The organism is Microvirga sp. HBU67558 (assembly GCF_018069605.1).
Classification (GTDB): domain Bacteria; phylum Pseudomonadota; class Alphaproteobacteria; order Rhizobiales; family Beijerinckiaceae; genus Microvirga; species Microvirga terrae.
In genome coordinates, this window is sequence record NZ_JAGPUP010000482.1 from 1 (window position 1) to 23,934 (window position 23,934).

General features: G+C 65.9%; 24 protein-coding genes. 12 read left to right on the forward strand and 12 right to left on the reverse strand.

Annotated elements, in window-relative coordinates; all coding sequences use genetic code 11:
- The first annotated feature begins 236 nt into the window (after nt 1–236).
- From KBI52_RS08870 to KBI52_RS08885, 4 genes are all read left to right on the forward strand, one after another.
- Nucleotides 237–1,292 (forward strand): ligase-associated DNA damage response exonuclease, encoded by a 1,056-nt coding sequence (locus KBI52_RS08870; RefSeq protein WP_173945565.1) that lies wholly within the window; start codon nt 237–239, stop codon nt 1,290–1,292.
- A complete protein-coding gene (locus KBI52_RS08875; RefSeq protein WP_173945566.1) occupies nt 1,289–3,025 on the forward strand; it encodes a cisplatin damage response ATP-dependent DNA ligase in 1,737 nt (578 codons plus the stop codon). Before KBI52_RS08870 ends, KBI52_RS08875 begins: the two co-directional genes overlap by 4 nt.
- Nucleotides 3,022–3,471, forward strand: a complete 450-nt coding sequence (locus KBI52_RS08880; protein WP_210806837.1) for a secondary thiamine-phosphate synthase enzyme YjbQ — start codon at nt 3,022–3,024, stop codon at nt 3,469–3,471. The genes KBI52_RS08875 and KBI52_RS08880 overlap by 4 nt, the downstream gene beginning before the upstream one ends.
- Before the next feature lie 127 nt (nt 3,472–3,598).
- A complete protein-coding gene (locus tag KBI52_RS08885; protein ID WP_173945568.1) occupies nt 3,599–4,270 on the forward strand; it encodes a response regulator transcription factor in 672 nt (223 codons plus the stop codon).
- Here KBI52_RS08885 and KBI52_RS08890 read toward each other — a convergent pair.
- Complete coding sequence (locus tag KBI52_RS08890) at nt 4,267–5,208, reverse strand: alpha/beta hydrolase (RefSeq protein ID WP_210806839.1); 942 nt, start codon at nt 5,206–5,208, stop codon at nt 4,267–4,269. The two genes, KBI52_RS08885 and KBI52_RS08890, sit on opposite strands and share 4 nt — an antisense overlap.
- Before the next feature lie 95 nt (nt 5,209–5,303).
- Between KBI52_RS08890 and KBI52_RS08895 the strand changes: the two genes are divergently transcribed.
- Both KBI52_RS08895 and KBI52_RS08900 read left to right on the forward strand, forming a co-directional pair.
- On the forward strand, nt 5,304–5,567 hold the full coding sequence (locus tag KBI52_RS08895) for a DUF6460 domain-containing protein (RefSeq protein ID WP_210806841.1): 264 nt from the start codon (nt 5,304–5,306) through the stop codon (nt 5,565–5,567).
- 17 nt (nt 5,568–5,584) lie between these two features.
- Nucleotides 5,585–6,928 (forward strand): MATE family efflux transporter, encoded by a 1,344-nt coding sequence (locus KBI52_RS08900; protein WP_210806842.1) that lies wholly within the window; start codon nt 5,585–5,587, stop codon nt 6,926–6,928.
- 6 nt (nt 6,929–6,934) lie between these two features.
- On the opposite strand, the gene KBI52_RS08905 is transcribed toward KBI52_RS08900, so the two are convergent.
- The gene (locus KBI52_RS08905; protein WP_173945572.1) at nt 6,935–8,020 is read right to left on the reverse strand and encodes a quinone-dependent dihydroorotate dehydrogenase; all 1,086 of its coding nucleotides are present in this window, start codon (nt 8,018–8,020) and stop codon (nt 6,935–6,937) included.
- Entirely contained in the window at nt 8,017–8,361 is a 345-nt protein-coding gene (locus KBI52_RS08910) for a DUF952 domain-containing protein (protein ID WP_173945573.1), read from the reverse strand. The genes KBI52_RS08905 and KBI52_RS08910 overlap by 4 nt, the downstream gene beginning before the upstream one ends.
- A 154-nt stretch (nt 8,362–8,515) precedes the next feature.
- Here KBI52_RS08910 and KBI52_RS08915 point away from each other — a divergent pair, with 154 nt between their 5' ends.
- Nucleotides 8,516–9,148 (forward strand): helix-turn-helix transcriptional regulator, encoded by a 633-nt coding sequence (locus KBI52_RS08915; RefSeq protein ID WP_173945574.1) that lies wholly within the window; start codon nt 8,516–8,518, stop codon nt 9,146–9,148.
- Between the two features lie 8 nt (nt 9,149–9,156).
- On the opposite strand, the gene KBI52_RS08920 is transcribed toward KBI52_RS08915, so the two are convergent.
- Nucleotides 9,157–10,890, reverse strand: coding sequence for a lysine--tRNA ligase (locus tag KBI52_RS08920; RefSeq protein ID WP_173945575.1), 1,734 nt, complete (start codon nt 10,888–10,890; stop codon nt 9,157–9,159).
- Nucleotides 10,891–10,994: 104 nt separating this feature from the next.
- Entirely contained in the window at nt 10,995–11,873 is an 879-nt protein-coding gene (locus KBI52_RS08925; protein ID WP_371823145.1) for a transporter substrate-binding domain-containing protein, read from the reverse strand.
- A 68-nt stretch (nt 11,874–11,941) separates the two neighbouring features.
- Here KBI52_RS08925 and KBI52_RS08930 point away from each other — a divergent pair, with 68 nt between their 5' ends.
- The gene (locus KBI52_RS08930) at nt 11,942–13,807 is read left to right on the forward strand and encodes a glycosyltransferase family 2 protein (protein ID WP_210806844.1); all 1,866 of its coding nucleotides are present in this window, start codon (nt 11,942–11,944) and stop codon (nt 13,805–13,807) included.
- Here KBI52_RS08930 and KBI52_RS08935 read toward each other — a convergent pair.
- The 3 genes from KBI52_RS08935 to KBI52_RS08945 all read right to left on the reverse strand — a co-directional run bounded on the left by KBI52_RS08935 (nt 13,767) and on the right by KBI52_RS08945 (nt 16,945).
- Nucleotides 13,767–13,928 carry a hypothetical protein gene (locus KBI52_RS08935; RefSeq protein ID WP_173945578.1) on the reverse strand — a complete coding sequence of 54 codons (162 nt, stop codon included), beginning with the start codon at nt 13,926–13,928 and terminating at the stop codon, nt 13,767–13,769. The genes KBI52_RS08930 and KBI52_RS08935 overlap by 41 nt on opposite strands.
- Before the next feature lie 67 nt (nt 13,929–13,995).
- On the reverse strand, nt 13,996–16,185 hold the full coding sequence (locus KBI52_RS08940) for an ATP-dependent RecD-like DNA helicase (RefSeq protein WP_210806845.1): 2,190 nt from the start codon (nt 16,183–16,185) through the stop codon (nt 13,996–13,998).
- A 94-nt stretch (nt 16,186–16,279) separates the two neighbouring features.
- Nucleotides 16,280–16,945 (reverse strand): trna delta -isopentenylpyrophosphate transferase, encoded by a 666-nt coding sequence (locus KBI52_RS08945; RefSeq protein WP_173945580.1) that lies wholly within the window; start codon nt 16,943–16,945, stop codon nt 16,280–16,282.
- A gap of 358 nt (nt 16,946–17,303) precedes the next feature.
- Between KBI52_RS08945 and KBI52_RS08950 the strand changes: the two genes are divergently transcribed.
- Nucleotides 17,304–17,954 carry a hypothetical protein gene (locus tag KBI52_RS08950; RefSeq protein WP_210806846.1) on the forward strand — a complete coding sequence of 217 codons (651 nt, stop codon included), beginning with the start codon at nt 17,304–17,306 and terminating at the stop codon, nt 17,952–17,954.
- 65 nt (nt 17,955–18,019) lie between these two features.
- Here the strand turns inward: KBI52_RS08950 and KBI52_RS08955 are convergent, their stop codons facing one another.
- Genes KBI52_RS08955 through KBI52_RS08965 form a run of 3 tightly spaced genes read right to left on the reverse strand, consistent with a single transcriptional unit; the run spans nt 18,020 to nt 21,146 of the window.
- Nucleotides 18,020–19,021: a metallophosphoesterase gene (locus KBI52_RS08955; RefSeq protein ID WP_210806847.1), complete on the reverse strand. Its 1,002-nt coding sequence runs from the start codon at nt 19,019–19,021 to the stop codon at nt 18,020–18,022.
- Nucleotides 19,018–20,853 carry an AAA family ATPase gene (locus KBI52_RS08960; RefSeq protein WP_210806848.1) on the reverse strand — a complete coding sequence of 612 codons (1,836 nt, stop codon included), beginning with the start codon at nt 20,851–20,853 and terminating at the stop codon, nt 19,018–19,020. The genes KBI52_RS08955 and KBI52_RS08960 overlap by 4 nt, the downstream gene beginning before the upstream one ends.
- Nucleotides 20,850–21,146, reverse strand: a complete 297-nt coding sequence (locus KBI52_RS08965; protein ID WP_210806849.1) for a hypothetical protein — start codon at nt 21,144–21,146, stop codon at nt 20,850–20,852. The genes KBI52_RS08960 and KBI52_RS08965 overlap by 4 nt, the downstream gene beginning before the upstream one ends.
- 290 nt (nt 21,147–21,436) lie before the next feature.
- Here KBI52_RS08965 and KBI52_RS08970 point away from each other — a divergent pair, with 290 nt between their 5' ends.
- Genes KBI52_RS08970 through KBI52_RS08980 form a run of 3 tightly spaced genes read left to right on the forward strand, consistent with a single transcriptional unit; the run spans nt 21,437 to nt 22,776 of the window.
- Nucleotides 21,437–22,051, forward strand: coding sequence for a hypothetical protein (locus KBI52_RS08970; RefSeq protein WP_210806850.1), 615 nt, complete (start codon nt 21,437–21,439; stop codon nt 22,049–22,051).
- A gap of 5 nt (nt 22,052–22,056) precedes the next feature.
- Nucleotides 22,057–22,470, forward strand: coding sequence for a hypothetical protein (locus tag KBI52_RS08975; RefSeq protein WP_210806852.1), 414 nt, complete (start codon nt 22,057–22,059; stop codon nt 22,468–22,470).
- Nucleotides 22,471–22,500: 30 nt separating this feature from the next.
- Entirely contained in the window at nt 22,501–22,776 is a 276-nt protein-coding gene (locus KBI52_RS08980) for a hypothetical protein (protein ID WP_173945587.1), read from the forward strand.
- A 52-nt stretch (nt 22,777–22,828) separates the two neighbouring features.
- Here KBI52_RS08980 and KBI52_RS08985 read toward each other — a convergent pair whose 3' ends face one another.
- Nucleotides 22,829–23,635: a class I SAM-dependent methyltransferase gene (locus KBI52_RS08985; RefSeq protein ID WP_210806854.1), complete on the reverse strand. Its 807-nt coding sequence runs from the start codon at nt 23,633–23,635 to the stop codon at nt 22,829–22,831.
- Between the last annotated feature and the right edge of the window lie 299 nt (nt 23,636–23,934).

The following is a 23,934-nucleotide window of genomic DNA, read 5'->3' on the forward strand; positions in this document are numbered from 1 at the left end:
GCGACGCTCCTGCGTCCCGCCACCCTCCGCCCGTCATGGCCGGCCCTGTGCCGGCCATCCCGATCCGGAAAAGCGCCTCACCTCAAGCAAGCGAGATCACCGGGACAAGCCCGGTGACGACGCGGAGAGTGTCGGAATCCGCCCGAGGCCGATCCGGCACCGCGATGGAGCCCATCCTCGAGGACGGCATTATCCCTCCGCCTGACATCGACCGGCCGAACCCTATATTCTCACCCATGGCGCTGCGTTCCACCGACATCCTCACCCAGACCCCGCAAGGGCTCTACTGCCCCCTCGGCGAGTTCCACATCGATCCGGTCCGGCCCGTGAAGCGGGCACTGATCACCCACGGCCATTCCGACCATGCCCGCTCGGGGCACCGATCCGTCCTCGCGACCCGGGAAACCCTGCTCATCATGGCCGTGCGCTACGGGGCGGATTTCGCCGACGCCACGCAGGAGGCTCCCCTGGGCGAGAACCTGCGCGTCGGCGACGTGACCGTCCGCTTCACCCCGGCCGGCCACGTGCTGGGCTCGGCCCAGATCGCCATCGAGGCGGGCGGGACCCGGGTCGTGGTGTCGGGCGACTACAAGCGGGCGGAGGATCCGACCTGCCTGCCCTACGAGGTCGTGCCCTGCGACGTCTTCATCACCGAGGCGACCTTCGGCCTGCCGGTCTTCCGCCATCCGGACACCCGCGCCGAGGTCCGCAAGCTCCTCGATTCGGCGGCCCTCTTTCCCGAGCGCGCCCACATCGTCGGCGCCTATGCGCTCGGCAAGGCGCAGCGCGTCATGGCGCTGCTGCGGGAGGAGGGCTACGACCGGCCGATCTACCTGCACGGCGCCATGGAGCGCCTGACCGAGTTCTACAAGTCCGAGGGCATTCCCCTGGGCGAGACCCCGAAGGTGGTGGCGGCGGAGCGGTCGAAGCTCGCCGGCGCCATCGTGATCTGCCCGCCCTCGGCCATCCAGGACCTGTGGTCCCGCCGCTTTCCCGACCCCGTCACCTGCTTCGCGTCCGGCTGGATGCGCGTGCGGGCACGGGCGCGGCAGAAGGGCGTGGAACTGCCCCTGGTGATCTCCGACCATTCCGACTGGGACGATCTGTGCCGCACGATCCGGGAGACCGGCGCCGGCGAGGTCTGGGTGACCCACGGCCAGGAGGACGCGCTGGTCCATTGGTGCACCACCCACGGCATTCGGGCCCGTCCCCTCCACATGCTGGGCTACGGCGACGAGGGCGAGGCCGAGGAGGCTCCCGCGGCGGATGCCGGGACAGGAGACGCCGCATGAACCGCTTCGCCGCCCTCCTCGACCGCCTCGGCTACGAGCCGCGCCGCAACGCCAAGCTGCGGCTCCTGACCGACTATTTCCGCCACACTCCGGACCCCGACCGCGGCTATGCGCTCGCGGCCATGACCGGGGCGCTCATGTTCAAGGAGGCCAAGCCCGCCCTGATCCGCGGCCTCGTGGAGGAGCGCACCGATCCGGAGCTCTTCCGCATGTCCTACCACTACGTGGGCGATCTGGCCGAGACAGTCGCGCTGATCTGGCCCTCGCCGGGCCACGAGAGCGTGGCCCCGGCCTCGGACGGCACGCCCGCCATCGGCCACAACAACCCGCCGCCCCACGTCCCGACCCTGACCGAGGTCATCGAGACGCTCGCGACCACGAGCAAGAGCGACCTGCCGGCCCGCGTGGCCGAATGGATGGACGCGCTCGACGAGACCGGGCGCTGGGCGCTGATCAAGCTGATCACCCGGGAGCTGCGCGTCGGCGTCTCGGCGCGGCTCGCCAAGACGGCAGTCGCCCAGCTCGGGGAGATCGAGCCCGACGAGGTCGAGCTGGTCTGGCACGGGCTCGAGGCGCCCTACGAGGATCTGTTCGCCTGGGTCGAGGGGCGCGGGCCCAAGCCCGAATCCGGCAATCCCGCACCGTTCCGCCCGTCGATGCTCTCGCACCCCCTTGAGGACGAGGATTTCGGGAAGCTGGATGCGTCCGAGTTCCTGGCCGAGTGGAAATGGGACGGCATCCGCCTGCAGGCCGCCGCCGGCCACGGCAGCGATGGGCGCCCCGTGAAGCGGATCTATTCCCGCACCGGCGAGGACGTATCCCGCGCCTTCCCGGACCTGGTGGAGGCCCTGAATTTCGACGGCGCCATCGACGGCGAGTTGCTGATCGTGCGCGAGGGGCGCGTCCAGAGCTTCAACGTGCTGCAGCAGCGCCTGAACCGGAAGGCCGTGACGCCGAAGCTGATCGCCGAGTTTCCGGCTCATCTGCGGGTCTACGACATCCTGTTCGAGGGCGAGGAAGACCTGCGCGGCCTCCCCTTCGCCGAGCGGCGCAGGCGCCTGGAGGCGCTCGTCGCCCGCCTCGACGATCCGCGCATCGACCTCTCACCCATGGTGCCGTTCACGACCTGGGAGGATCTCGCCGCCGCCCGGGCCGATCCGGCCTCCGTCGGGGCCGGGCCCGACGCGGATGCCATCGAGGGCTGCATGGTGAAGCGGGCGAACAGCCCCTATCTCCCCGGCCGCCCCAGGGGCTACTGGTACAAGTGGAAGCGCGATCCCTATCTGGTCGACGCGGTCATGATGTACGGCCAGCGCGGCCACGGGAAGCGCTCGTCGTTCTATTCCGACTACACTTTCGGCGTCTGGCGCGAGGGCCCGGACGGCGAGGAGCTGGTGCCTGTCGGCAAGGCCTATCACGGCTTCACCGACGAGGAGCTGGTGAAGCTCGACCGCTATGTCCGCAACCACACGGTCAACCGCTTCGGGCCCGTGCGGGAGGTGGAATACGGCAAGGACCGGGGGCTCGTGCTGGAAGTGGCCTTCGAGGGACTCCAGCGCTCAACCAGGCACAAGTCTGGGGTGGCCATGCGGTTTCCCCGCATCAACCGCATCCGCTGGGACAAGCCCGCCGCGGAGGCCGACCGGATCGAGACCCTGGAGAAGATCCTCGAACGGGGCGAGGAGGAGGTCTATCCCCTCCAGGACAAGGCAGCGAAGAGGCAGAAGGGATGAGGATCGAGACCCTGTCGGAAGGCGAGATCACGCGCCAGGCCAGCGGACGGCTCGGCGTCGACACCCGGGGCCAGGGCTTCACCGAGGTCACGGACGCGGTGGCGCGCTGGGTGGCCGGAACGGGGATCCGGCACGGCCTTCTGACCGTCTTCTGCCGGCACACCTCGGCCTCGCTCCTGATCCAGGAGAACGCCGACCCGGACGTCCGCCGGGATCTGCTGACCGCCTTCGATCGCCTGGCCCCACGGCACGCCGGCTATGTCCACGCGGCCGAGGGCCCGGACGACATGCCGGCCCATATCCGGACCCTGCTGTCCGGAATCTCCTTGAGCATTCCCGTGGCGGAGGGCCGGCCGGCCCTGGGAACCTGGCAGGGAATTTACCTTGCGGAGCATCGGGACCGGCCGCATCGCCGCGACCTGATCTTCCATCTCATCGGGGCATAATCCACATGATGACATGGGAAGCCTCCGTACTTTCCCTTAGATTAGCAAAGGTCGTCGATTGCCAGCTTGCCATTTCATCGGGGATGCGGCTAAGGCTCAAGCAAGCGTCTCGTGGGAGAAGGCACACGTGCAAAATCAAACCACCACGATCATCATTGCCGATGACCATCCCTTGTTCCGCGGGGCATTGAGGCAGGCGGTCGCGTCCAGCATGCCGCAGGCCCGGGTGGTCGAGGCGAGCGGCATGGACGACCTGAACGCCACCCTGACCCAGGAGCGGGACGTCGACCTGATCCTGCTCGACCTGACGATGCCGGGCGTGCAGGGCTTCTCCGGGCTGATGTCGCTGCGCGCGCAATATCCGGAACTGCCCGTCGTGATCGTGTCCGCGACGGAGGAGCCCACCGTGATCCGCCGTGCCATGGATTTCGGCGCCTCCGGGTTCATCCCGAAGTCGATCGACACCGACCTCATCGGCGGCGCCATCCAGGCGGTGCTGGCCGGCGACACCTGGACCCCGCCGGACGTGGACCTCTCGGCCTCCGAGGATGCGGAGACGGCGGATCTCGTCCGCCGCCTCGGCACCTTGACCCCGCAGCAGGTCCGTGTCCTGACCATGTTGTCGGAGGGACTGCTGAACAAGCAGATCGCCTACGAGCTCGGCGTCTCGGAAGCGACCGTGAAGGCGCATGTCTCGGCGATCCTCGACAAGCTCGGCGTCGACAGCCGCACCCAGGCGGTCATCGCCGCGTCGAAGATCGGCGTGACCCAGCGGCCCTCCCCGGCCGGGGCGGATTAAAGCCCCTCGATGAACCCGTCGATCCGCGACAGCGCCTGTTCCGACAGGCCGCTGTCGAAGCGGATAAAGACGTGGCAGCCGCCCGACCAGAGGGCGAGGTCCGTCCGGTTGCCGGCGGCCGCCCAGCGGGACGCCATGAACAGGCTGTCGTCGAGGAGCATGTCCTGGGTGCCGACCGAGAACAGGGCCGGCGGCAATCCGCTCAGATCGGCATAAAGCGGCGAGATGTCGGGATCCCGCCGGTCGGGTGCCTGTCCGCAGAAATTGTCCGCGAAGACCCTCACGTCGTTGGTGTTGAGGATCAGCCGCTCAGCTCCCCACTGGCGAACGCTGGGCGTGAGAGAGAGATCGTAGCACCCGGCGAACAGGTTGGCGCCCCGGAAGGGCGTCAGGCCGTGCCGGTCCCGCAAGCGCAGGATCGTCACGGCGGAAAGATGCGCGCCGGCCGACTCGCCGCCGATGAACAGGCGCGTGGTGCCGAACCGGCCCTCCATCCCCCGGAGAAGCCAAAGGGCGGCCGCCTCGCAATCGTCGGGTGCCGCCGGATACGGATCCTCGGGGGCAAGTCGGTACTCCACCGAGACGACGGTCAGCCCGCAGCGTTCCGCCAGACGGTCGAGCCAGGGGTCCTGCTCGTCGGCCGTGCCCCAGGTCCAGCCGCCGCCGTGGATGTGCAGATAGACGCCGCGGGGGTTGTCCGGGGCGATGATGCGCAAAGGGATGGGGCCCGCCGGGCCATCGATGGCAATGGTCCGGGCCCGGCTGCTCGACGGCATCTGGGGGAACGGTCCCAGGCCCTGGCGGCGGCGCTCCCGGACCAGAGCGGGAGGCACCGACATCGGATCGGGCAGAGCCGCGAGCTTCGCCACGATCTCGGCGTTCTGGGCGCGGATCTCGTCGCTGACGGCGGAGGGGTCGAAAACGGCAGGATCGATCATGCGAAGCTCGGATTGGGTTGCGTTCATCGCCGGCCCTTGCGATGAAGCACACGCAATGCACCAGGTCCAGTTACGCTTTCTGACGAGATGAGGACATGTCCAACCTGAACCGCTTTCTCGGCGGCTCCCCCGGCTCCGTGCTGGTGAAGCTGATCTTCCTGTCCCTTCTGGTCGGCGCCTTCCTGGCGTTCCTCGACATCACGCCCTTCGGGCTGATCGAGGGCCTGTTCAACTGGATCAGCTCCGTCCTCGACCTGAGCCTCGAGACGGTGGAAGAGGTGGGCCTCTGGGTCCTCTACGGGGCGATCATCGTCGTGCCGCTCTGGCTCATTTCGCGCCTGTTCAGCAGCCGGCGCTGAGGTTTCCGAGGCCCATCATGGACGGATCAGCGCCCGCCCGGCGCCTGGACATCTCCCATCGCCGCATCCTGGCGCTCGCGCTGCCGATGACCCTGTCGCACGTGACGACGCCTCTGCTGGGGCTCGTCGACGCGACGGTGATCGGGCGGCTCGGCGAGGCGCATCTGCTCGGAGCGGTGGCGCTCGGCGCCGTGATCTTCGACTTCGTGTTCTGGAGCTTCGGCTCGCTGCGCATGGCGACCGCGGGCTTGACCGCCCAGGCGACCGGCGCCGGCAACCGGCACGAGGTCGACCTGACGCTCGCCCGGGCCTTCCTGGTCGCCGGGGTGACGGGCCTCCTGCTGATCCTGCTGCAATGGCCGATCGCGTCCGTCGCCTTCTCCATGGCGGGCGCGAGCCAGGCCGTGACCGAGGCCCTCTCGACCTACTTCTTCATCCGGATCTGGTCCGCACCGTTCACATTGGCGAACTACGTGATCCTGGGCTCGACACTCGGGCGCGGCCGGACGGATCTCGGCCTGCTGCTGCAGGTCGCGATCAATGTCGCCAACATCGTGTTCACCATGACCCTGGTCCTCGGCTTCGGTCTCGGCATCGCGGGCGCGGCCGTCGGCACCGCGCTGGCCGAGGTGCTGGGTGCGGGCCTCGGCGTCGTGGTCCTGCGCCGTCTCGGCTCCAACCCGCTCGCCGTCACATGGCACGAGGTCCTGAACCGTGCGGCGATGCTGCAGACGCTCGCCATGAACCGGGACATCATGATCCGCAACGTGGCTCTGATCCTCGCATTCTCGATCTTCAGCGCGCTCGGAGCGCGCTCGGGCGACGTCACGCTCGCGGCGAATGCGGTGCTCTACAACATGTTCCTGATCGGCGGCTATTTCCTCGACGGGTTCGCCACCGCGGCCGAGACCCTGTGCGGCCAGAGCATCGGTGCCCGCGACGAGGTCAGCTTCCGGCGCGCCATCCGGTTGAGCCTCGGATGGAGCCTCGGCTTCGGCCTTGCCGTCTCGGGGATCTTCCTGGCCGGCGGCGGGTTCTTCATCGACTTCGTGTCGACGAATCCGGACGTGCGCTCCTACGCGCGGGATTATCTGGTTTTTGCCGCCCTGACCCCATTCTTCGGCGCCGCCGCCTTCGCGTTCGACGGCATCTACACGGGCGCGACCTGGACCCGGTCCATGCGCGACCTGATGGTGATCGCGTTCGCGATCTATGGGGTCATTCTTCTGGCTGCGGGCAGCCTCGGGAACACGGCACTCTGGATCGCTCTCCTGGCGTTCCTGAGCGCGCGAGGGCTCGGTCAGTTCGTTCTCTATCCGCGGCTGGCGAAGAAGACCTTCGCCAGCCTGTCTCGAACATAGGACGTCCTAGATGCGGCCTTGTGCGATCGCCGATGCATCCCGTCCGAGAGCCAGAGCCAGCGACGTCTTCTCACGTTCAAGGGTCTGCAGCAGCCCCCGCTTGATGTCGCCGATGAGACCGGGCCCCTTGTACACCATGGCCGAGTAGAGCTGCATCAGGCTCGCTCCCGCGCGGATCTTGGCCCAGGCTGCATCGGCGGAGTCGACCCCGCCGACGCCGATGAGCGGAAGCCTGCGCTCCACGCGCAGATACGTCTCGGCGAGGATCTTCGTGGACGGCACGAACAAGGGCTTGCCCGACAGGCCGCCCGTCTCCGAGGCGAGCGCCTTGTCCTGCAGGCTGTCGGGCCGGGCAACCGTGGTGTTGGAGACGGTCAGTCCGTCGATGCCGCGCTTGAGCGCGGTGGCGACGATCGCGTCGAGCGTGTCGAGAGAAATATCGGGGGCGATTTTCAGCAGAATGGTCGTCTTGCGGCGGCCCTGATCCGCCCTGTCGCGGGCGTCCATGCTGCGGGCCAGAAGATCGTCCAGGAACGCCTCGCCCTGCAGATCTCGCAGGCCCGGGGTGTTCGGCGAGGAGACGTTGATCGTCAGAAAATCGGCCAGCCCGCAGAGACGCTCGATGCACAGGACATAATCGGCGATCCGGTCGGCGGAATCCTTGTTGGCCCCGATATTGACGCCGACGATCCCCGGGCGCCCACGCCGGCTGGCGAGCCGCCCGCGGGCCGCATCGAGCCCATCGCTGTTGAGGCCGAACCGGTTGATGACGGCTTCGTCGCGGGTCAGTCGGAAAACCCGCGGCCGCGGGTTGCCCTCCTGCGGCTTCGGCACCACACCGCCGAGTTCGACGAACCCGAAGCCGAGGCCGAGGAGCTGGTCGGGCACTTCGCATTGCTTGTCGAAGCCGGCCGCGAGCCCGACCGGATTGGGAAAATGCCGGCCGAACACGTCGACGGCGAGACGTGAATCGTCGGCAGGAGCCGGTGAGGCAGGCAACAGCGACAGTCCCCGGATCGTCAGCTGGTGCGCCGTCTCGGCGTCCAGGGCGTGGAGAGCGGGTCTGGCCAGGGAAAAGAGCGTGCCGATCATTGCGAAAGATCCGGAAAGACATGCCGGCCATCCTGGCCGAGGGGTAACGGCTTCACCCATCGGACGGCGGAGAGGGGCAGCGCGGCATAGAGGTGCGGAAACAGGTCCCCTCCCCGGGAAGGCTCATAACGGAGAGCCTCGCCCAGCGAATCGGCCTCGACGGCGATCAGCAGTAGATCGTTCTGCCCGGCAAAGTGCCTTTTCGCAGTTTCATAGGCCTGATTTGCTGTTGAAAAATGGATGTACCCATCTTGGATATCGACAGGCGCCCCTTCGAAGGATCCGGCCTTTTCGGCCTCCCGCCAAAGCAAAGCAGGGCAAATTTTAAAAATAATGGTCATGAAGTCTTGAGTATCCGCACGTCACATCAGGAGCAACCCAAATTAGACATATTGTCTCAATAGACTGCTGGCAGTTGTCTAAGTTTTCGGTCACATTTAATTCCTAGTTATAGGTTCGCTTTCACTGATTTCGCTCCTTGCGAAGGTTAGTACAATGTTATCTCACGAGCGCGTCTGGGCTGCTATCGATGCATTGGCATCACGTCATGGCATGACCGCTTCAGGACTGGCTCGCAAGGCCGGTCTCGACGCGACCAGCTTCAACAAGTCGAAGCGCGTGAGTCCCGAGGGCCGGGAACGATGGCCTTCCACGGAGTCGATCTCGAAAATCCTGAAAGCCACAGGCGCGACCCTGGAGGATTTCCTCCGCCTCGTCGAGCCTTCGGGCTCGCTGCGCCGTTCCATGATCCCGCTGATCGGCATGGAAGAAGCGGTCACCGGCAAGGTGTTCAACGACGAGGGCATGCCCAACGAAGGCCCGGGCTGGGACGAGATCGAGTTTCCCGATTTCGGGCAGGAAAAGGTCTTCGCGCTCGAGGTCACGGGTGACGCCCTGGCTCCGCTCTATCGCGACGGGGACGTTCTCATCGTGTCGCCGACGGCCAGCACCCGCAAGGGCGACCGGGTCGTCGTGTGCACGACCTCCGGGGCGATCCTGGCCAAGGAGCTCAAGCGCCGCTCGGCCAAGACCCTGGAGATGACGTCTCTTGCGAAGGACCAGGAAGACCAGGTGATCCCCGCCGAAGAGGTCTCCTGGTCGGCCCGGATCATGTGGGCCCGGCAATAGCAAGGCGCTCAGGCGGCGCGGCCGGCCTCGCGCTCCTTCAGGAAGGCTTCGTGCTCGCGCACGAGGTTGCCGTCGAGCGCCTTCTGGATCAGCGCCCGCGTCTCCTTCACGCCGTAGAGAGCCACGAAGGAGCCGAAGCGCGGGCCGCGGGGCTCGCCCAGCAGCACCTGGTAGATCGTGTTGAACCATTCGATGGACACGCCCGGACGCTCGGGCGTCGCGCCCTTGGCCTTGAGGTCCTGATAGCGCGGCTCGGCCCGGCCCACGTTGTAGATCTCCTCCTGGATCGCTTCGGCGGTCGCCGGACGCTCTCCGGACTCGAAGGAGCCGAGCACCTCCTCCAGACGCCGGAGGGAGGCTGCCTCTACGTCGTCCGCGAGGCGATAAGCCTTCTGGGGCTTCACGAAGTCCTCGAAATAGCGAACCGCACGCTTGACCAGGCTGTCGAGGCGCGGATGGGTCTCGGGCGAGACGCCCGGCGCATAGCGTCGGATGAAGCCCCACAGGACGGCGGGATCCTCGGAATTCGCCACCGCCACCAGGTTGAGCAGCATGGAGAACGAGATCGTCGTGCCGGGCTGGCTGCCCCCGCCGGACGACACCAGTTCGGGAGCCGGCGGCGAGCCCGCATGAAGATGCCAGACCGGGTTCATCAGGCGCGCCTTGGCGTCCTGCGCCGGATACTTCTCCAGGAAGGTCAGGTAGTCGTCCACCTGCCGCGGGATCACGTCGAAATAGAGCTTCTTCGCTTCGCGGGGCTTGTTGAACATGAACAGCCGCAGGCTGTCCGGCGTGCCGTAGGTGAGCCACTCGTCGATGGTGAGCCCGTTGCCCTTCGACTTGGAGATCTTCTGGCCCTTGTCGTCCAGGAAGAGCTCGTAGTTGAACCCGTCCGGCGGCAGGCCGCCGAGGGCCTTGGCGATCTCGCCGGAGAGCTTCACGCTGTCGATCAGGTCCTTGCCGGCCATCTCGTAATCGACGCCGAGCGCCACCCAGCGCATGGCCCAATCGGGCTTCCATTGCAGCTTGGCATGGCCGCCCGTCACCGGGGTCTCGAAGCGCTCGCCCGTGTCGGGATCGCGCCACACGATGGTGCCGGCATCGAGCCTGCGCTCGTCGATCGGCACCTGCATGACGATGCCGGTTTTCGGATGAACCGGCAGGAACGGTGAATACGATTGCTGCCGCTCCTCGCGCAGCGAGGGCAGCATGATCGCCATCACGGCGTCGTAGCGCTCGAGCACGGTCAGCAGGGTCTTGTCGAAGCGGCCGGCCTTGTAGCACTCGGTCGCCGACATGAACTCGTAGTCGAAGCCGAACGCATCGAGGAATTCACGCAGGCGCGCATTGTTGTGATGCGCGAAGCTCTCATGGGTGCCGAAGGGGTCCGGCACCTGCGTCAGCGGCTTGCCGAGCGCCGAGGCCACGAGGTCCTTGTTGGGGATGTTGTCCGGCACCTTGCGCAGGCCGTCCATGTCGTCCGAGAAGGCGACAAGGCGCGTCGGGATGGTGTCCCCGGTCAGCACCCGGAAGGCGTGGCGCACCATGCTGGTGCGGGCGACCTCGCCGAAGGTTCCAATGTGCGGCAGGCCCGAGGGGCCGTAGCCCGTCTCGAACAGAGCCTCCTTCTTGCCCGTCCGTTTGAGCCGCTCGACGAGCTTGCGCGCCTCCTCGAAAGGCCAGGCGGTGGCGGTCTGAGCGGCTTCGGTCAGGGCAGGATCGAGGGTCAGGGGGTGAGACATGGGCCTAGTGCTTGCGGAAAATGCGTCCAGAAGCGCGGCACACTAGGGAGGAGACCCGCAGGGGTCAATGCGGTAAACCCGCCTTCGGCTGAACCCGCATGGCTTTAGAACGGGCTGATCGGGAAGAAGCGCAGATAAAGCTCCGCATATTTCCCTTCCTTCCACAATTGCTGCAGGGCGAAATCCAGGGCCCGGCGCAGATTGTCGTCCTCGGTCCGGGTGATGAAGCCGATCCCTTCGCCGAAGAAACGGCTCTCCAGGTAGGGACCTCCGGAGAAGTCACAGCACCCGCCCGCTTCCTCGCCTCCGATCCAGAGAGCAAGGCCGAGACCATCGGCAAAAAGATAGTCGATCTCGCCTGCCTTAAGGGCAGTGTGGGCAGCCGCCAACTCCGGATAGGGTTTGAGCGAGCCGCCCTTCATGAAAGCCTTGGCGAAGGCCTCATGAGCCGTTCCGCCGACGACCCCGATGGTTTTGCCCTGAAGGGTCTTCGCCTCGGGAACCGGCTGGCTGCGATCCTTGCGCACGGCAAAGCGCGCCGGGATCTTGAAGTACGGCGCCGTGACGGCGAAGCGACCGCGGAGATCCGCCGTGACGGGAATGGCGGCGGCGACCACATCGCCTTGCCGCTCGTTCAGAGCCCCGAGCAGCATGTCGAACCGGCGGACCTGGATCGTGCAGGTGAGGCTCAGGCGTTCGCAGGCCGCGCGCGCGAGCTCCACGGACAATCCGGTCGGGTTGCCGTCCGGTCCCGGAAAATGCAGCGGCGGAAAATCATCGTCCACCAGAAAACGGATCGTGCGGGTCGCCGGCAGGTCGGGTCGCTCGAGCTGAGTCTTGGGATCCCAGAAGTTCGGAATGTTCACGCCCTGGGCCTGCGCGAGGCACGGCATCGCCATCAGGGCCGCCATTGGGAAAAGCAAACTCGGCAGCTTGATCTTGCCTAGGAGGCACGCAACGAATGTAATGATATTCCGAACCATGTGGACGATGTTCTCTTGCACGCTGCCCCGCATCCGATCCGAACGCCTTCCGGAAGCGTCCTTTGCTCATGAGGCAGGGTCTAGCGGAGAGAGGCCCACAGTCAACAGCGCTGCCCATCGAGATCGGCTTCCTGGCTCATCACGGGCAGCCGCCGGAAACGTTGCGCCAGGCAGCCGTCCTGGCCCGTCTCACAGGAGTTCCGGCGGACGAGTTTCTGCTGAGGCACGGGCTGGTCGAAGAGACGGAGTTCTACCGGGCGCTCGCGGCAGAACTCGGCCTGCCGTTTCTGTCATCCCCCCGTCTGTCGCGAGCCGCCGGGTACCCGGAGAGCATTCTGGCGGGCCTCGCTCCCCTGAACGAGAGCCAAGCCGGGTTCGTCATGGCGCCCCGTGGCCCCTCACTGGCCTGGCTCCTCAAGACGCGCCCCCGTGATCGCGCCTTGGCCGTCACGACGCCGTCGCGGCTGCGGGAGGCCGTCTTTCGCGTTCAGGCCCGCGGGATCGCTCAGCGGGCCGCCAGCGACCTCGCCGAGGAGTCTCCCGATCTCGCGACCGGTCTCGGTTATGGGCAGATCACCGTCCTGTTCACTATCGTTGCGGCACTCGTGTTCGGCGGCACGCTGGCGCCGGGGTCCGCCGCAGCGGTGCTCGGCACCATCCTGAGCCCCCTGTTCCTCGGCATGATCGTCCTCCGGCTCTCGGCGGCCATTCTGAGGAGCCCCGTCGAGCCGGAGGAGCAGCCATCCCGTGCCCGGGATGCCGACCTGCCGGTCTATACGATCATCGCGCCCCTCTACCGGGAGAAGCGGGTGGTCGCCGGACTCCTCCACGCCCTGTCCCGGCTCGATTACCCTGCGACGAAGCTCGACATCAAGCTCGTGCTCGAAACCGACGACAGGGACACGTGGAATGCTCTGCAGGCCATCGACCTGCCGGGTAACGTGGAGATCATCGTGGCACCCGGAGGCGAGCCGCGCACCAAGCCGCGGGCGCTCAACGTCGGCCTGCCCCTGGCGCGGGGCCGCTTCACGGTCATCTACGATGCCGAGGACGTGCCGGATCCCGGCCAGTTGCGCCTGGCCGTCGCCCGGTTTGCGGATCTGCCGCCGCACGTCGCCTGCCTCCAGGCCCGGCTGACCATCGACAACACGGACGATTCCTGGCTCACGCGGCTGTTCACCATCGAATACGCGGTCCTGTTCGACGTGTTCAATCCGGGCCTGGCAGAGATCGGAAATCCCATGCCCCTGGGTGGCACCTCGAATCATTTCCGTACCGAAATCCTGCAGGCGATCCATGGTTGGGACGCCTGGAACGTCACCGAGGATGCCGATCTCGGCATCCGCCTAGCGCGGCTGGGCTATGAGGTCATGGATCTCCCCTCCTCGACCCTCGAGGAGGCGCCCAGCACCCTCGGAACCTGGATGCGGCAGCGAACCCGGTGGATGAAAGGCTTCGTTCAAACCGCAGCCGGTCATTCGCGCAAACCGTGGAGCTTGCTACGGCAGCTCGGCCTCTGGCGCATGTTCGGCACCTTGGTCGTGACCTGGGGCATCGTGCTCAGCGCCTTAGTCTATCCCATCTTCACCGGACTTTTCCTGACCTTGTGGCTTTCGCCCCCTGCCGAGCCCCTCGCCTCGCGCTGGGAGGCTGCCGAGCATGCCTATGGTCTGACGCTCTTCGTCTCCGGGGCCGCAGCCACCTTCATCCCGGCCTGCGTCGCCCTCCATAGGCGAAAACTCTGGCGGCTTCTGCCATGGGTACCGCTGCTCCCGCTCTATTACGGGCTTGTCAGCCTCGCCGCCTGGAGGAGCTTATGGGAACTCGCAACCGCGCCCTTCCGCTGGAACAAGACGAGCCACGGGCTCGCCCGGACATCACGAACGGGTGGCTCTAAAGGCACCAGGCGAGGGTCGTCGACACGAGATCGTTGAAGATGGCGCCGCCATAGCGCCACCACAGGAGGCCGCCCGACGCGACCAGGCACAGGACCGCTCCGGCCAGAAGCCCGGTCCGGACCCTCCTCTCCTGATGTTCGACTTGTCCAGGACCCACGCTCACATCCCTCATCGGCGGCTGCTGGGGAGCGAGTATAGAGCGCTATACGCCCTGGTAAAAGAGATCAGGCCTCCAACCAGTTCCGCAATCTGGACAGCCGCGGCTCGTCCTCGTGGGTGACGGCCTGCGCCAGGGCGGCCCGACTTCCCACCATGACGACGAGGCGGCTGGCGCGTGTCACTCCGGTATAAAGCAGCTTGCGTCGCAGCATGGAGGCCTGCTGCGACGCCACGGGAATGATCACCGCCGCATACTCGGACCCCTGCGCCTTGTGGATCGTCACCGCATAGGCAAGCGCCAGTTCGTCGAGCTCCCGGAGCGTATAGACCACGAGCCTGTCGTCGAAGGCGACGGTGAGTTCGCCGTGGTCCCGATCGACCTCGCGCACGATGCCGACCTCCCCGTTGTAAACGTCCCGCTCGTAGTCGTTCCTCACCTGCATGACCTTGTCGCCGGGACCATAGACCCAGCCGGCCCGGTGCAGGCTCTCTGTTCCCGGCGGATTGAAGATCTGCTGCAATTCGCCGTTCAGCATGTGGGTGCCGAGCCGCCCACGATTCATGGGGCAGAGGACCTGCACGTCGCGCACGGGATCGAGGCCGAATTTCCTCGGGATGCGATCGCGCATGAGGATCGTCATCTTGGCGATGGCATCGGCAGGCGTGTCGGCTTCGACGAAATAGAGATCCGAGTCCGGCTGATGCGAAAGGTCCGGCACGATTCCGCGATTGATGGCGTGCGCAACCGTGATGATGCGGCTTTCGCGCTCCTGGCGGAACACTTCCCGCAGGTGAACGACCGGAACGGTCCCGGAGTCGATGATGTCGGAGAGGATCTGTCCGGGCCCGATGGAGGGGAGCTGATCCACGTCACCCACGAGGAGCAGGCAGGCCTCGTCCGGCAGGGCGCGCAACAGAGCCGCCATGAGCCGGATATCGAGCATGGACGCCTCGTCGACGACGAGGAGATTGCAGTCGAGCGGCGCCTTGGCGTTGCGTCGGAACCCGCCCTCGGAGGCTTCGAGAAGCCGGTGCACGGTCTTGGCCGAAAAGCCCGTGCTCTCGGCGAGCCGCTTGGCCGCCCGGCCGGTCGGAGCGCAAAGAGCGACCTGCAGCTGATGCTTCGCGCACAGATGCGTGAGGCTCCGGATGAGCGTGGTCTTGCCCACGCCCGGGCCGCCGGTGACGACGAGCACCTTGGCCTCGCAGGAGGCAATCAGCGCCTCGCGCTGACTGGCCGAGTAGGAGACGCCCGTGGCAGCCTCGGTCTCGGCGATCACCTGCGCGGGATCGAGTCCGCGCCAGGGATGGAACCCTTGAGCGACCTCCTTCAGGCGCTGGGCGATGAAGAGCTCGGCCCCGTACAGGCTCTTGAGAAAGATGCGACGGGGTCCGTCGAGTTCGTCGGCGACGAGCTGGCCGGCCGCGCATTGCGCATCGAGCACGGGCAACAGCCGGTCCGTCGGAACGGTGAGCAGAGCGCTCGCCTGCCGCAGGATTTCGTCGACCGACAATCCGGAATGTCCCTCTTTCACGGCGTCCGACAGAACGGTGGCGAGTCCCGCCTGCAGGCGGATATCGGCAGTGGGCTCGAAGGCGAGCCGCATGGCGACCTGATCGGCCAGGGAGAACTCGAAACCCGGGAGATCGAGGGCGAGCCGGTACGGGTTGGCCTTGATGATGTCGATGGCCCCGACTCCATAGGCGCGATAGATGCGCGCGAGCAGAAAGCCCCCGATGCCGTGGGCGTTCAGGAAGGCCGCGATGTCCTTTAACGCGCGATGCTCGGCCCAGGCCTCGCCGATGCCGAGCGCCTTCGCCATGCCGATGCCATGCACGCGCGTCAGCTCGTGGGGCTTCTTTTCGATCACGTCGAGGATGCGCGATCCAAAGGAAGCGATGAGCCGCTGCGCAACGGCCGGGCCGACCCCTTTCAGGAGGCCCGATCCAAGAAAGCGCTGCAGGTCTTCCGCCGTGGTCGGCGCTGTGGTCCTCAATTCGGCGGCGCGAAACTGAACCCCATGGTTGCGATCGTGCAGCCACTCCCCGCTCGCCTCGACCACTTCGCCGATGGCGACCGACGGCGCGTGGCCGACCACGGCGACCGGCTTGCGGTGCCCTCGCGCCTTGACGCGCAGCACGCAGAAGCCGCTCTCGTCGTTGTGGAACGTCACCCGCTCGATGGAGCCGACGAGATGTTCGGTGAGGGTGAGAGCGTCCTGACTGGCCGCAGGGAGGGCGGAGGATTTCGGCATCGATCAGAAAGACCAGAAGCGCCGGGACGCGAGCGCGGAAAGAAAAATGGACGAGATGATCGTCAAACCATCTCGTCCATGATCGCAGCGAAAGTTAGGCTGCCTTCTTGGTCGGCCATCCGAGCTCCACGAGACGCGCCTTGGCGAAGTCGCGGATCTCGTCGCGGATGCCTTCCGGCAGATCCGCGAGGGTCTTCTGCGTGTCGGCGTGGAGCATCAGGTCCGTGACCGCATTGATGGTCTTGGCCTTCTTGATCTTCGCCTTCAGATCGTCCTCGACCTTGCCGTCGGCGACCGCTGCCTCGGCCTTGCCCTTCTGCGGCTCGGACTTCTCGACTTCCACATGGGGATCGGCATAGCCCGGGCGGCCCTGCTTGAACTCGTCCGCCTCCTCCTCGGAGTAGACGTAGCCGTGCAGCTCGATGAGCTTGAGGATCACCCGGTCCTTCGCACGCTTCTCGGCCATGGCATAGACGTAAGCCGCCTGCTTGCCGGAGACGCGATAGTTGACGCCGATCAGCGCCTCGCCGATCGACCATTCCACGCGATCGCCCATGCGGCCGGTCACCTGGATCACGGCCTCGTCACGCTCGGCACGGATGATCTTGGGCTCGTCGAAGACGACCTTGGCCTGGGCGGCGATCCGCTCGAGGGTCTTGTGATAGACCACGGCCGTCCCCTGGACGCGCCAGACGTTTCCGGCCATCGGTTCGCCGAATTTCGCCAGCACCTCGGAAATTTTCTTGTCTGTCGTATTCATCCTCGATCCTAACTCTCTCAGAGGCCCGCACATCGGAGACGCGCTCTTGTCGCAGCCTTGTCACGGCAGGCGCGTTCGTTCTTTGTTCTATACCAAATTTGGGCCGGCCGGTCCACCTCCGGGCCTCCCGAACGGGCCAATTACGCTCGTCAATTCAATAACTTAGCCCCTGTGCTATTTTGTCCCAATCCGGCTGAGCGCGGTCATTGTCCTGCGATCGGCACGAGCCTTCTCGAACACGGCCGCGCGTTTGACCGAAACGACATTGTTCTATATATGTTCTCTTTTCCTGAGCAGGCTGGACGGTGAGCGCTGGCCTGTCCGCCCCACCCTTCGACCCACCAAGCTGGAGGCCCCGATGTCCGCGCAAGCGCTCCTCGACCTTTCGGACCGACGCCCCGCCCGGCGCCCGGGAACCCGCCGAGCCGCCAAGCGCCCGTCCGCCCCGCTCACGCGCAATGCCCTGATCGCCGATTACTTGGCGCTGTGCGAGCTCGATGCCGAAGTGGAATCCTTGCGCGCACCGGCCGATCCGGCCGCGTTCGCCGTCGGGGATGAAACCATCGAGCACGTGGCGGATTTCGAGATCGTGAAGGATGGCGCCGCCTATCTGGTCGATGTGGTGACCGACGACGACCTCCTCAGGCATCCGCTGCGCGCCGCGGCGATCCACGGCATCACCTCGGTGGACGGCCGGGCCTTCGTGATCGAGACCGCGGCCAGCATCCGGGCCGAGCCGCGCTTCACGACCATGCGCCTGATCCTGGCCTGCAAGCGCACCCCCGTGACCGCCGGCGACCGGGTTCGCGTCCTGCATCAGCTCGACGAAATGGGCACGATGCGGCTGGTGGATTGCGCCAGCGCCGTGATGAACACGCAGGACGGCGTGGCGGCCGTTCTGGCGCTCGCCTGTGAGGGATTGGTGGCCGTCGACATCAGCCGGCCGATCCTGCCGGAAACCCAGGTGCGCCGGCGCCGCCTGCCCTATACCGATCCGTTTGCGTTCTAGCGCATCGCGCGGACCCGGAGGGCCGCGCTCAACGACGCGCCGCGGCAAGGATCTGATCCGATGCTCTAAGACTGCGCCGCGTGGCGCTCGACCGCTTCGCCCAGAAGCGAGCGCACGATGGCGCGCACCGCGTCCGACGTGTCGTCGGATGCGAACTTCGCCTCGATCTCATCGCGGATGATCGATCCGTCGCCGCTGCGCTTCAGCTCCGTGGCGGATTCAGCCTGGAGCAGCGTGACAAAGGCACTCTCGACCTCCCTGGCCACGGCGTCGCCGTCAGCCGCATCGACCACGCGTCCGGTGAGATCGAACACATGGCTTTCGAACGGCAGAGCCTGCGGCTCCAGGGCTCCGTTGCCGTCCAGGATCCAGGCACGGGGAACGTGATCGACGAGATCGACGGATTGGCGCGTGATGGTGCCGGGATTCATCCAGCGGGTGCGTCCGGCGAGAATGGATTTCTGCGTCTTGTGGATGTGCCCGTTGATCAGCACGTCGCAGCCCTCGACCGCGAAGGGCGGCACCGCTCCCGGATAGCCGCCGTCAAACGCGATGTCGTGGTGCGTGAACCAGGCATGGAGATCGACGCCCGCGAATGAGCCGCGCGCATCGGTGGGAATCGCCTGACCATACGGGGTCATGCCGATGCCGATCCGCCGCGCGCCGATCTGGACCTCGGTCACCGGAGACGACGACGCCACCACGTCGATCACGTCGCACAGCCCCAGGAGCGCCAGCGAGTCGCTGTCGGTCAGCGTCGTGTGCTGGATATCGTGGTTGCCCACATTGACGATGGGTCGATGTTGAAAGCCTTTGAGAACGCGGATGAGCTGGTTCTTGAGCGCCTCGTCGGTCTCGACGGGACGATCGAACAGGTCGCCCAGGATGACGACCGCAAGCCCGCGCTCGTTGGCGATGGCAACGCAATGCTCGAGCTTGCCGAGAACGGCCTGCGGCCAGACGGCATCCTTGCGCCGCCCCGGCCGCCGCGAGCCCACGTGCGGATCTCCGATGACAAGGACGCCGTTGCACGTCATAGCGGGAAGTCGATCTCCGGACAGGATCATGCGGTCAGCCGCTCCGACGGCGAGGCTAAATGAGAAGGATGGGCGTGATGGTCCAAAAGGGTCTCCGGCTTCACCGGTGCGCCGCAGGTGGGGCACAGGCCGCCGGTCTCCTCGATGAGCTTCGCCATGTCGGCCTGGACGGATACGAGCCCTTCATCGACCTTCGCGAGCCGGTCCTGCGCGATCCGGGCGGCGCTGCGAAGATCGTTGACACGTTTCAGGATGTTTTGCGCCGGCGCGGTGTTTTCAAGGGCTGGAATGCCATCGGGAAGGTCGTGCAACGCGGCCAGCCGCTTCCTGCTCCGAGCGAGGCGGTGACCGAGCTGCAGGACCCGTTCTCCCAGCCGCTCCCGCTCGCGCGAGCGCTCCACCATGCGCGTCAAGCGCGTCAGTTCCTCGGCGTCCGGAAGCATTGCCGTGATGGTCGCTCGAGCCTTCGCCTTGCCCAGTCGTCGATCGAGATCCGCAATCTGCGACGTGCGCTGCTGCAATCGCTGCAGGTGTGCTGCAGCGTCCGTGAGGGCGCCTCCCTGCTGTCGGATGGCCGACAGCCGGTTCTTGAGACTATCGATCTCCTCCATCCCTTCAAGCGTTTCCTCGACGCCGATCAGCTCCCGCTCGCCGCTGCGCACGAGATCGTTGTCTCGCCGGCAGCGCTCGCGATGGATGACGAGCATGTCGCGGATATAGCCAGCCTCCTGGCCGATCGAGAGAACGGCCGAGCGGCGGGAGGGCGTCTCGCCGAGAAGGAACACGGGAAACTTCTGGTGCGCGATGTGGACGTCGAGGTCCTCCACCTTGCGGATGCGGATGAGATCGGCGACCCAGTCGGGAACATTGCGCCCGCCGGTCTCGTAGCGCATGCCCCGCTCCTCGACGACGGAACCGTCGGCCTCATGCAGCGACCAGATGTTGACCGGCGAGCGGCGGGGCTGGCGCGTGAAGCGCAAGACCCGGTTGCCGGCGACACCGATCTCGATGCCTGCCGCCTTCGCACCCGCCCGAACGAGGCTGTCGCGGGCCTCACCGTAGAACACGGCGCGCAAGGCACGGATGAAGGTGGACTTGCCGCGATTGTTTGGACCGATAAGCGCGTTCACACCGGGGCTCAAATGAAGCGTCGTGTCCTTGTAGGCCTGCACGTTGACGAGCCGGATGAACCGCAGGCCCGGCTGCGCATCGTCCCACAACCCTGTGGTGTCAACCGACTGCACGTCGACGCCCAAGGCGGGCTCGCCGACGATGCGGGCGATGTGGAACTTGCCCGAGAACTGCGACAGGTCGTGGTGGGACACGGCGAGGCACTGCACGCCGAGCCGGGCAGCGCCGTCCTCCAGCACCTTGTAGAAGGAGGAGACTCGTTCCGGCGCGATCCAGCAATCGGCCTCATCGAGGGCGAGGAAGCGGGCGACATCCGCCTTGACCACTGCGATCAGACGCAGCGCCATGCCGATCACGTTGGTAAGCGCGCCGCCGTTGTCCTCCAGCACGTCCTCGAGCGTGCCGTCGGGACGGCGTACGCAGATGTCGAGCGCGGCGAGGCCGCGTTCCGTCGAGAGATCCAGGGCCACTGGCTTCTCGCCCGGCAGCACCTCCTGAACGAGGGCCGTCAGCAAGGTCTCGAACGCCGAGAGGCTGCGGCGGTTGGCGCTGCCGTGCACGGCCTCGATGAACGCCTCCACGTCGTCCTTGACGGCAAGCCGCCCCTTGGCGAGCTCGATCGCACGCGTCAGCTCCTCGCGCCGCGTCCGCAAGGCATCGCGCCGCCCCTCCAGACGCGCGAGGGCCGCCGCCGCCCGCGCGAGATCATGATCGATGGACGGTGAAATCAACGCTCGTCTCCAAGCTGTTTGAGACGGGTTTCGACCTCACGCAGGGCAGCGCCGAACTCCTCGGTGAGCTTGGCATTGCGGGCCTGGGCATCCTCGATCAGGCCCTGAAGTTGCCCCTCGTCGTCCGTTCCGAACTCCGACGAGGCGAGAGCCCGCGCTTCTTCCAGCTCCAGCGTCAGACGCTCGACCTCGCCCTCCGCCCGGATGCGCTCCGCCCGCAATCTGTCGAAGGTCTTGCGCATCTCCTCCAGGCGTCGGAGCTGGTCCGTTTCGAGGCGTGAGAGAGTGGTCATGGGGCTGCGAATCCGCTGCGTTGGAATGGTCGAGCTTCAGTTATCGTCAGCGGTATTTCGCCGCAACGACTTCGCCTCTTTTTGAACGGGATCGGGAGCAAACTCTTCAATCCTGCCATCAGGCCCTCCACATAGTATCGGTTACTCCAAGATTACAGTCCCAGAACGGCGTCTCTGCTTGACATAGCGGATGCCGAGAGTATGTTCTTGGTTTGTTCGCATTCTGTGTATGCGTCGTGGATGTGACGCCATTAGGGCAGCCGCGCCTGACCACCGCAAAGGAACCTGCGATGACCGCCATGACGGATGAACGCCCGATCTTCGAGAACGAGGAATGGCTCGTGATCGAGAGCGGCCTGGAGCACAAGCGGACCGGCTATTTCATCGACCGCGAGAGCATCGGGCAGCGTCGCGAGGACGGCTTGTGGACGTGGCCGCTGCACATGGCCGAGAAGAGCTGGTGTAGCATGCAGCCCTTCTCCGAAGCGTTCTCCTGCGCGGCATCCGTCTATGGAGTCACGACGGGCAGTGAGCTGGCGCAAACCTTCAAGATGGCGCGCTGCGAGATCTCGCCTTGGCCGAAGGCTGCAAGGGCAGCTCACCGCAGCGCCAATCCGGTCCCGTTGATCCCGCAGACCTTGCATTCGCCGGGCTCGAACCCCATCTTCATCGAGCCGCGCTCTTCAGAGAAGTCCTTGAACGGTCAAGGTTTTCAGAGCCCGGATGATGTCTGGCGCATGCGTCCTCGAACGGACGCGCGCCTGTTTCTGCAGTCCCTGCGCAAGCGTTCCGAACGCCCGATTCCGGTCCGGGAAGCCGAGCTTCCCTGGCGGGCGCAGCGCCGGATTCGCAAGACGGGAACAAAGCTCGTTCGGCTGCTGCAGGCGGCCTGGACCACACGGTGAGAGGAATGCCGAGTTTCGGACTTGAAGAGATCATGCGTTACGGCGCGAACGCCTTCGGGGGAGATGTCTCTGGCGCGCAGATCGCCTCGCCCGAGACGGCGGACGAATTTGCGCAGCACGTCATCGAGGCGATCTGTCATGCCAGCGTGACGCCGAGCGTCGGGCGTCGCACCTTCGAGCGCTGCATGCGTGCCGTGAGCCTGGGATCGACGGCCCGCCTCGGCTTCAGACATCCCGCCAAGGCCGAGGCGATCGACAAAGTCTGGCACGACCGCGAACGCCTGTTCGACGAATACAATGCGAGTTCCGACAAGCTGCGCTTTCTCACGACGCTGCCCTGGATCGGTCCCGTGACGAAACATTCCCTGGCTCGCCGGCTCGGCATCTACGCCGAGCATGGACAGCGGGCCGTCGCCTGAAAACGAAACAACAAGAAGAGGTATCACCCCATGGCCAAGGTCCGCGCAAGCGATGTCGGCTTCTGCGTCGTCGATGACAACGCCAATGTCATCGCCGACAATCTCGTTCACCGCATCCGTGAGGCTGCCGTCGACATGGAAAGCCAGGTCAACCGGCTCTACCGGGGACGCCAGGCCTATGATCTCGAGGAAGGCACGAAGCTCGATCTCGACAAGGCGATCGAGCAGCTGGCCTACATGGCCCGCACCCTGCGCGAGATCCGAAACGAGCAGTCGAAGGTCGTCTACCTCCAAGCCGCCGAGTAACGCGGCTGAGCACCCAACGCCCTCGAGAGCGGTGACCCTGTCACCGCTTTTTTCATGCCTTGATGGCCGATACGAACAGGACGAGCGGCGCGTGCCGATACCAGCGGTCCAGCCAATCGTGCTTGCGCGCCAGCTCCTCTCCCGGCCGCGGCTCCTCGACCCTCACGATGCGAAAGCCCGCGTCAATGACGGCATTGACGTAGTCGGACAGGGTTCGCGGAAACCGCGGTACCGTAAAAGGCTCCCGCCCGGCCTGCCCTTCACTCCCGTCCCGCCGGCTGAACCGCCAGTGCTCGACGAAGGGCATTCTCTCGAAATAGTGCCCGACACGAAGCCCGAGAGGAGCCCCGGTCTCGTCGGTCAGCCATTTGATCGCGGGCGTAATGAAGCAGGGATGCAGAACGCTGAAGCACAGGGTCCCGCCCGGCTTCAGCACGCGGAACGCGGCGTGCAAGGCGGCTCCAAGATCCGGCCCGTCCATGAGCGCCATGGTGGACAGGGCACAGTCGAAGTCTCCATCCCCGAATGGGGCGAGTTCACTGAAGGATCCGATCTCGTAGGAAATCCCGAGAGGCTCCTGGGCCTCCTGCTGCCGGGCCTGTTCGATCATCGCGGTGGAGAGATCGATCCCGGTCATCATCCCGCCGAGCCGCGCGAAGCGGCGCGTGTTGGAGCCCTCGCCACAGCCCAGGTCGATCGCGCGCCTCCCCACGATGGGAGGCATGAAGGCGAGGAAGGCAGGCAGCGTATAGAGCTCGCGGTAAAGATCGAGCCCGTTCCGCACCTCCCGGGTCCAGAGATCGGCATTGCGGTTCCATGCTGCGGCGACGGCCGCTTCGTCCAGGATCGTATTGGTCAAGGCAGGCTCCTGAAGCTTCGATTTCCGTATTACACGGGCAGCGACGCCCCTCGGCAACCGAGCTCCGGTTGCTTCGAAAGGCGTCCTGCTCTGGTCCCGTTCTCGGCACCCTCTTGTGTTTCACGTGGAACAAATATAGAACAGTCGGTGATGCCTCCCGTCAGGCAGGAGTGTGCAACCGACCTGAAAACGTGAGGCATTTCCGATGCCCCAGCCGTTCAGGAGAGATGAAGTGGAGAGGCCATCATGGCTGGAAGCGTGAACAAGGTGATTTTGGTAGGGAATCTGGGGCGGGACCC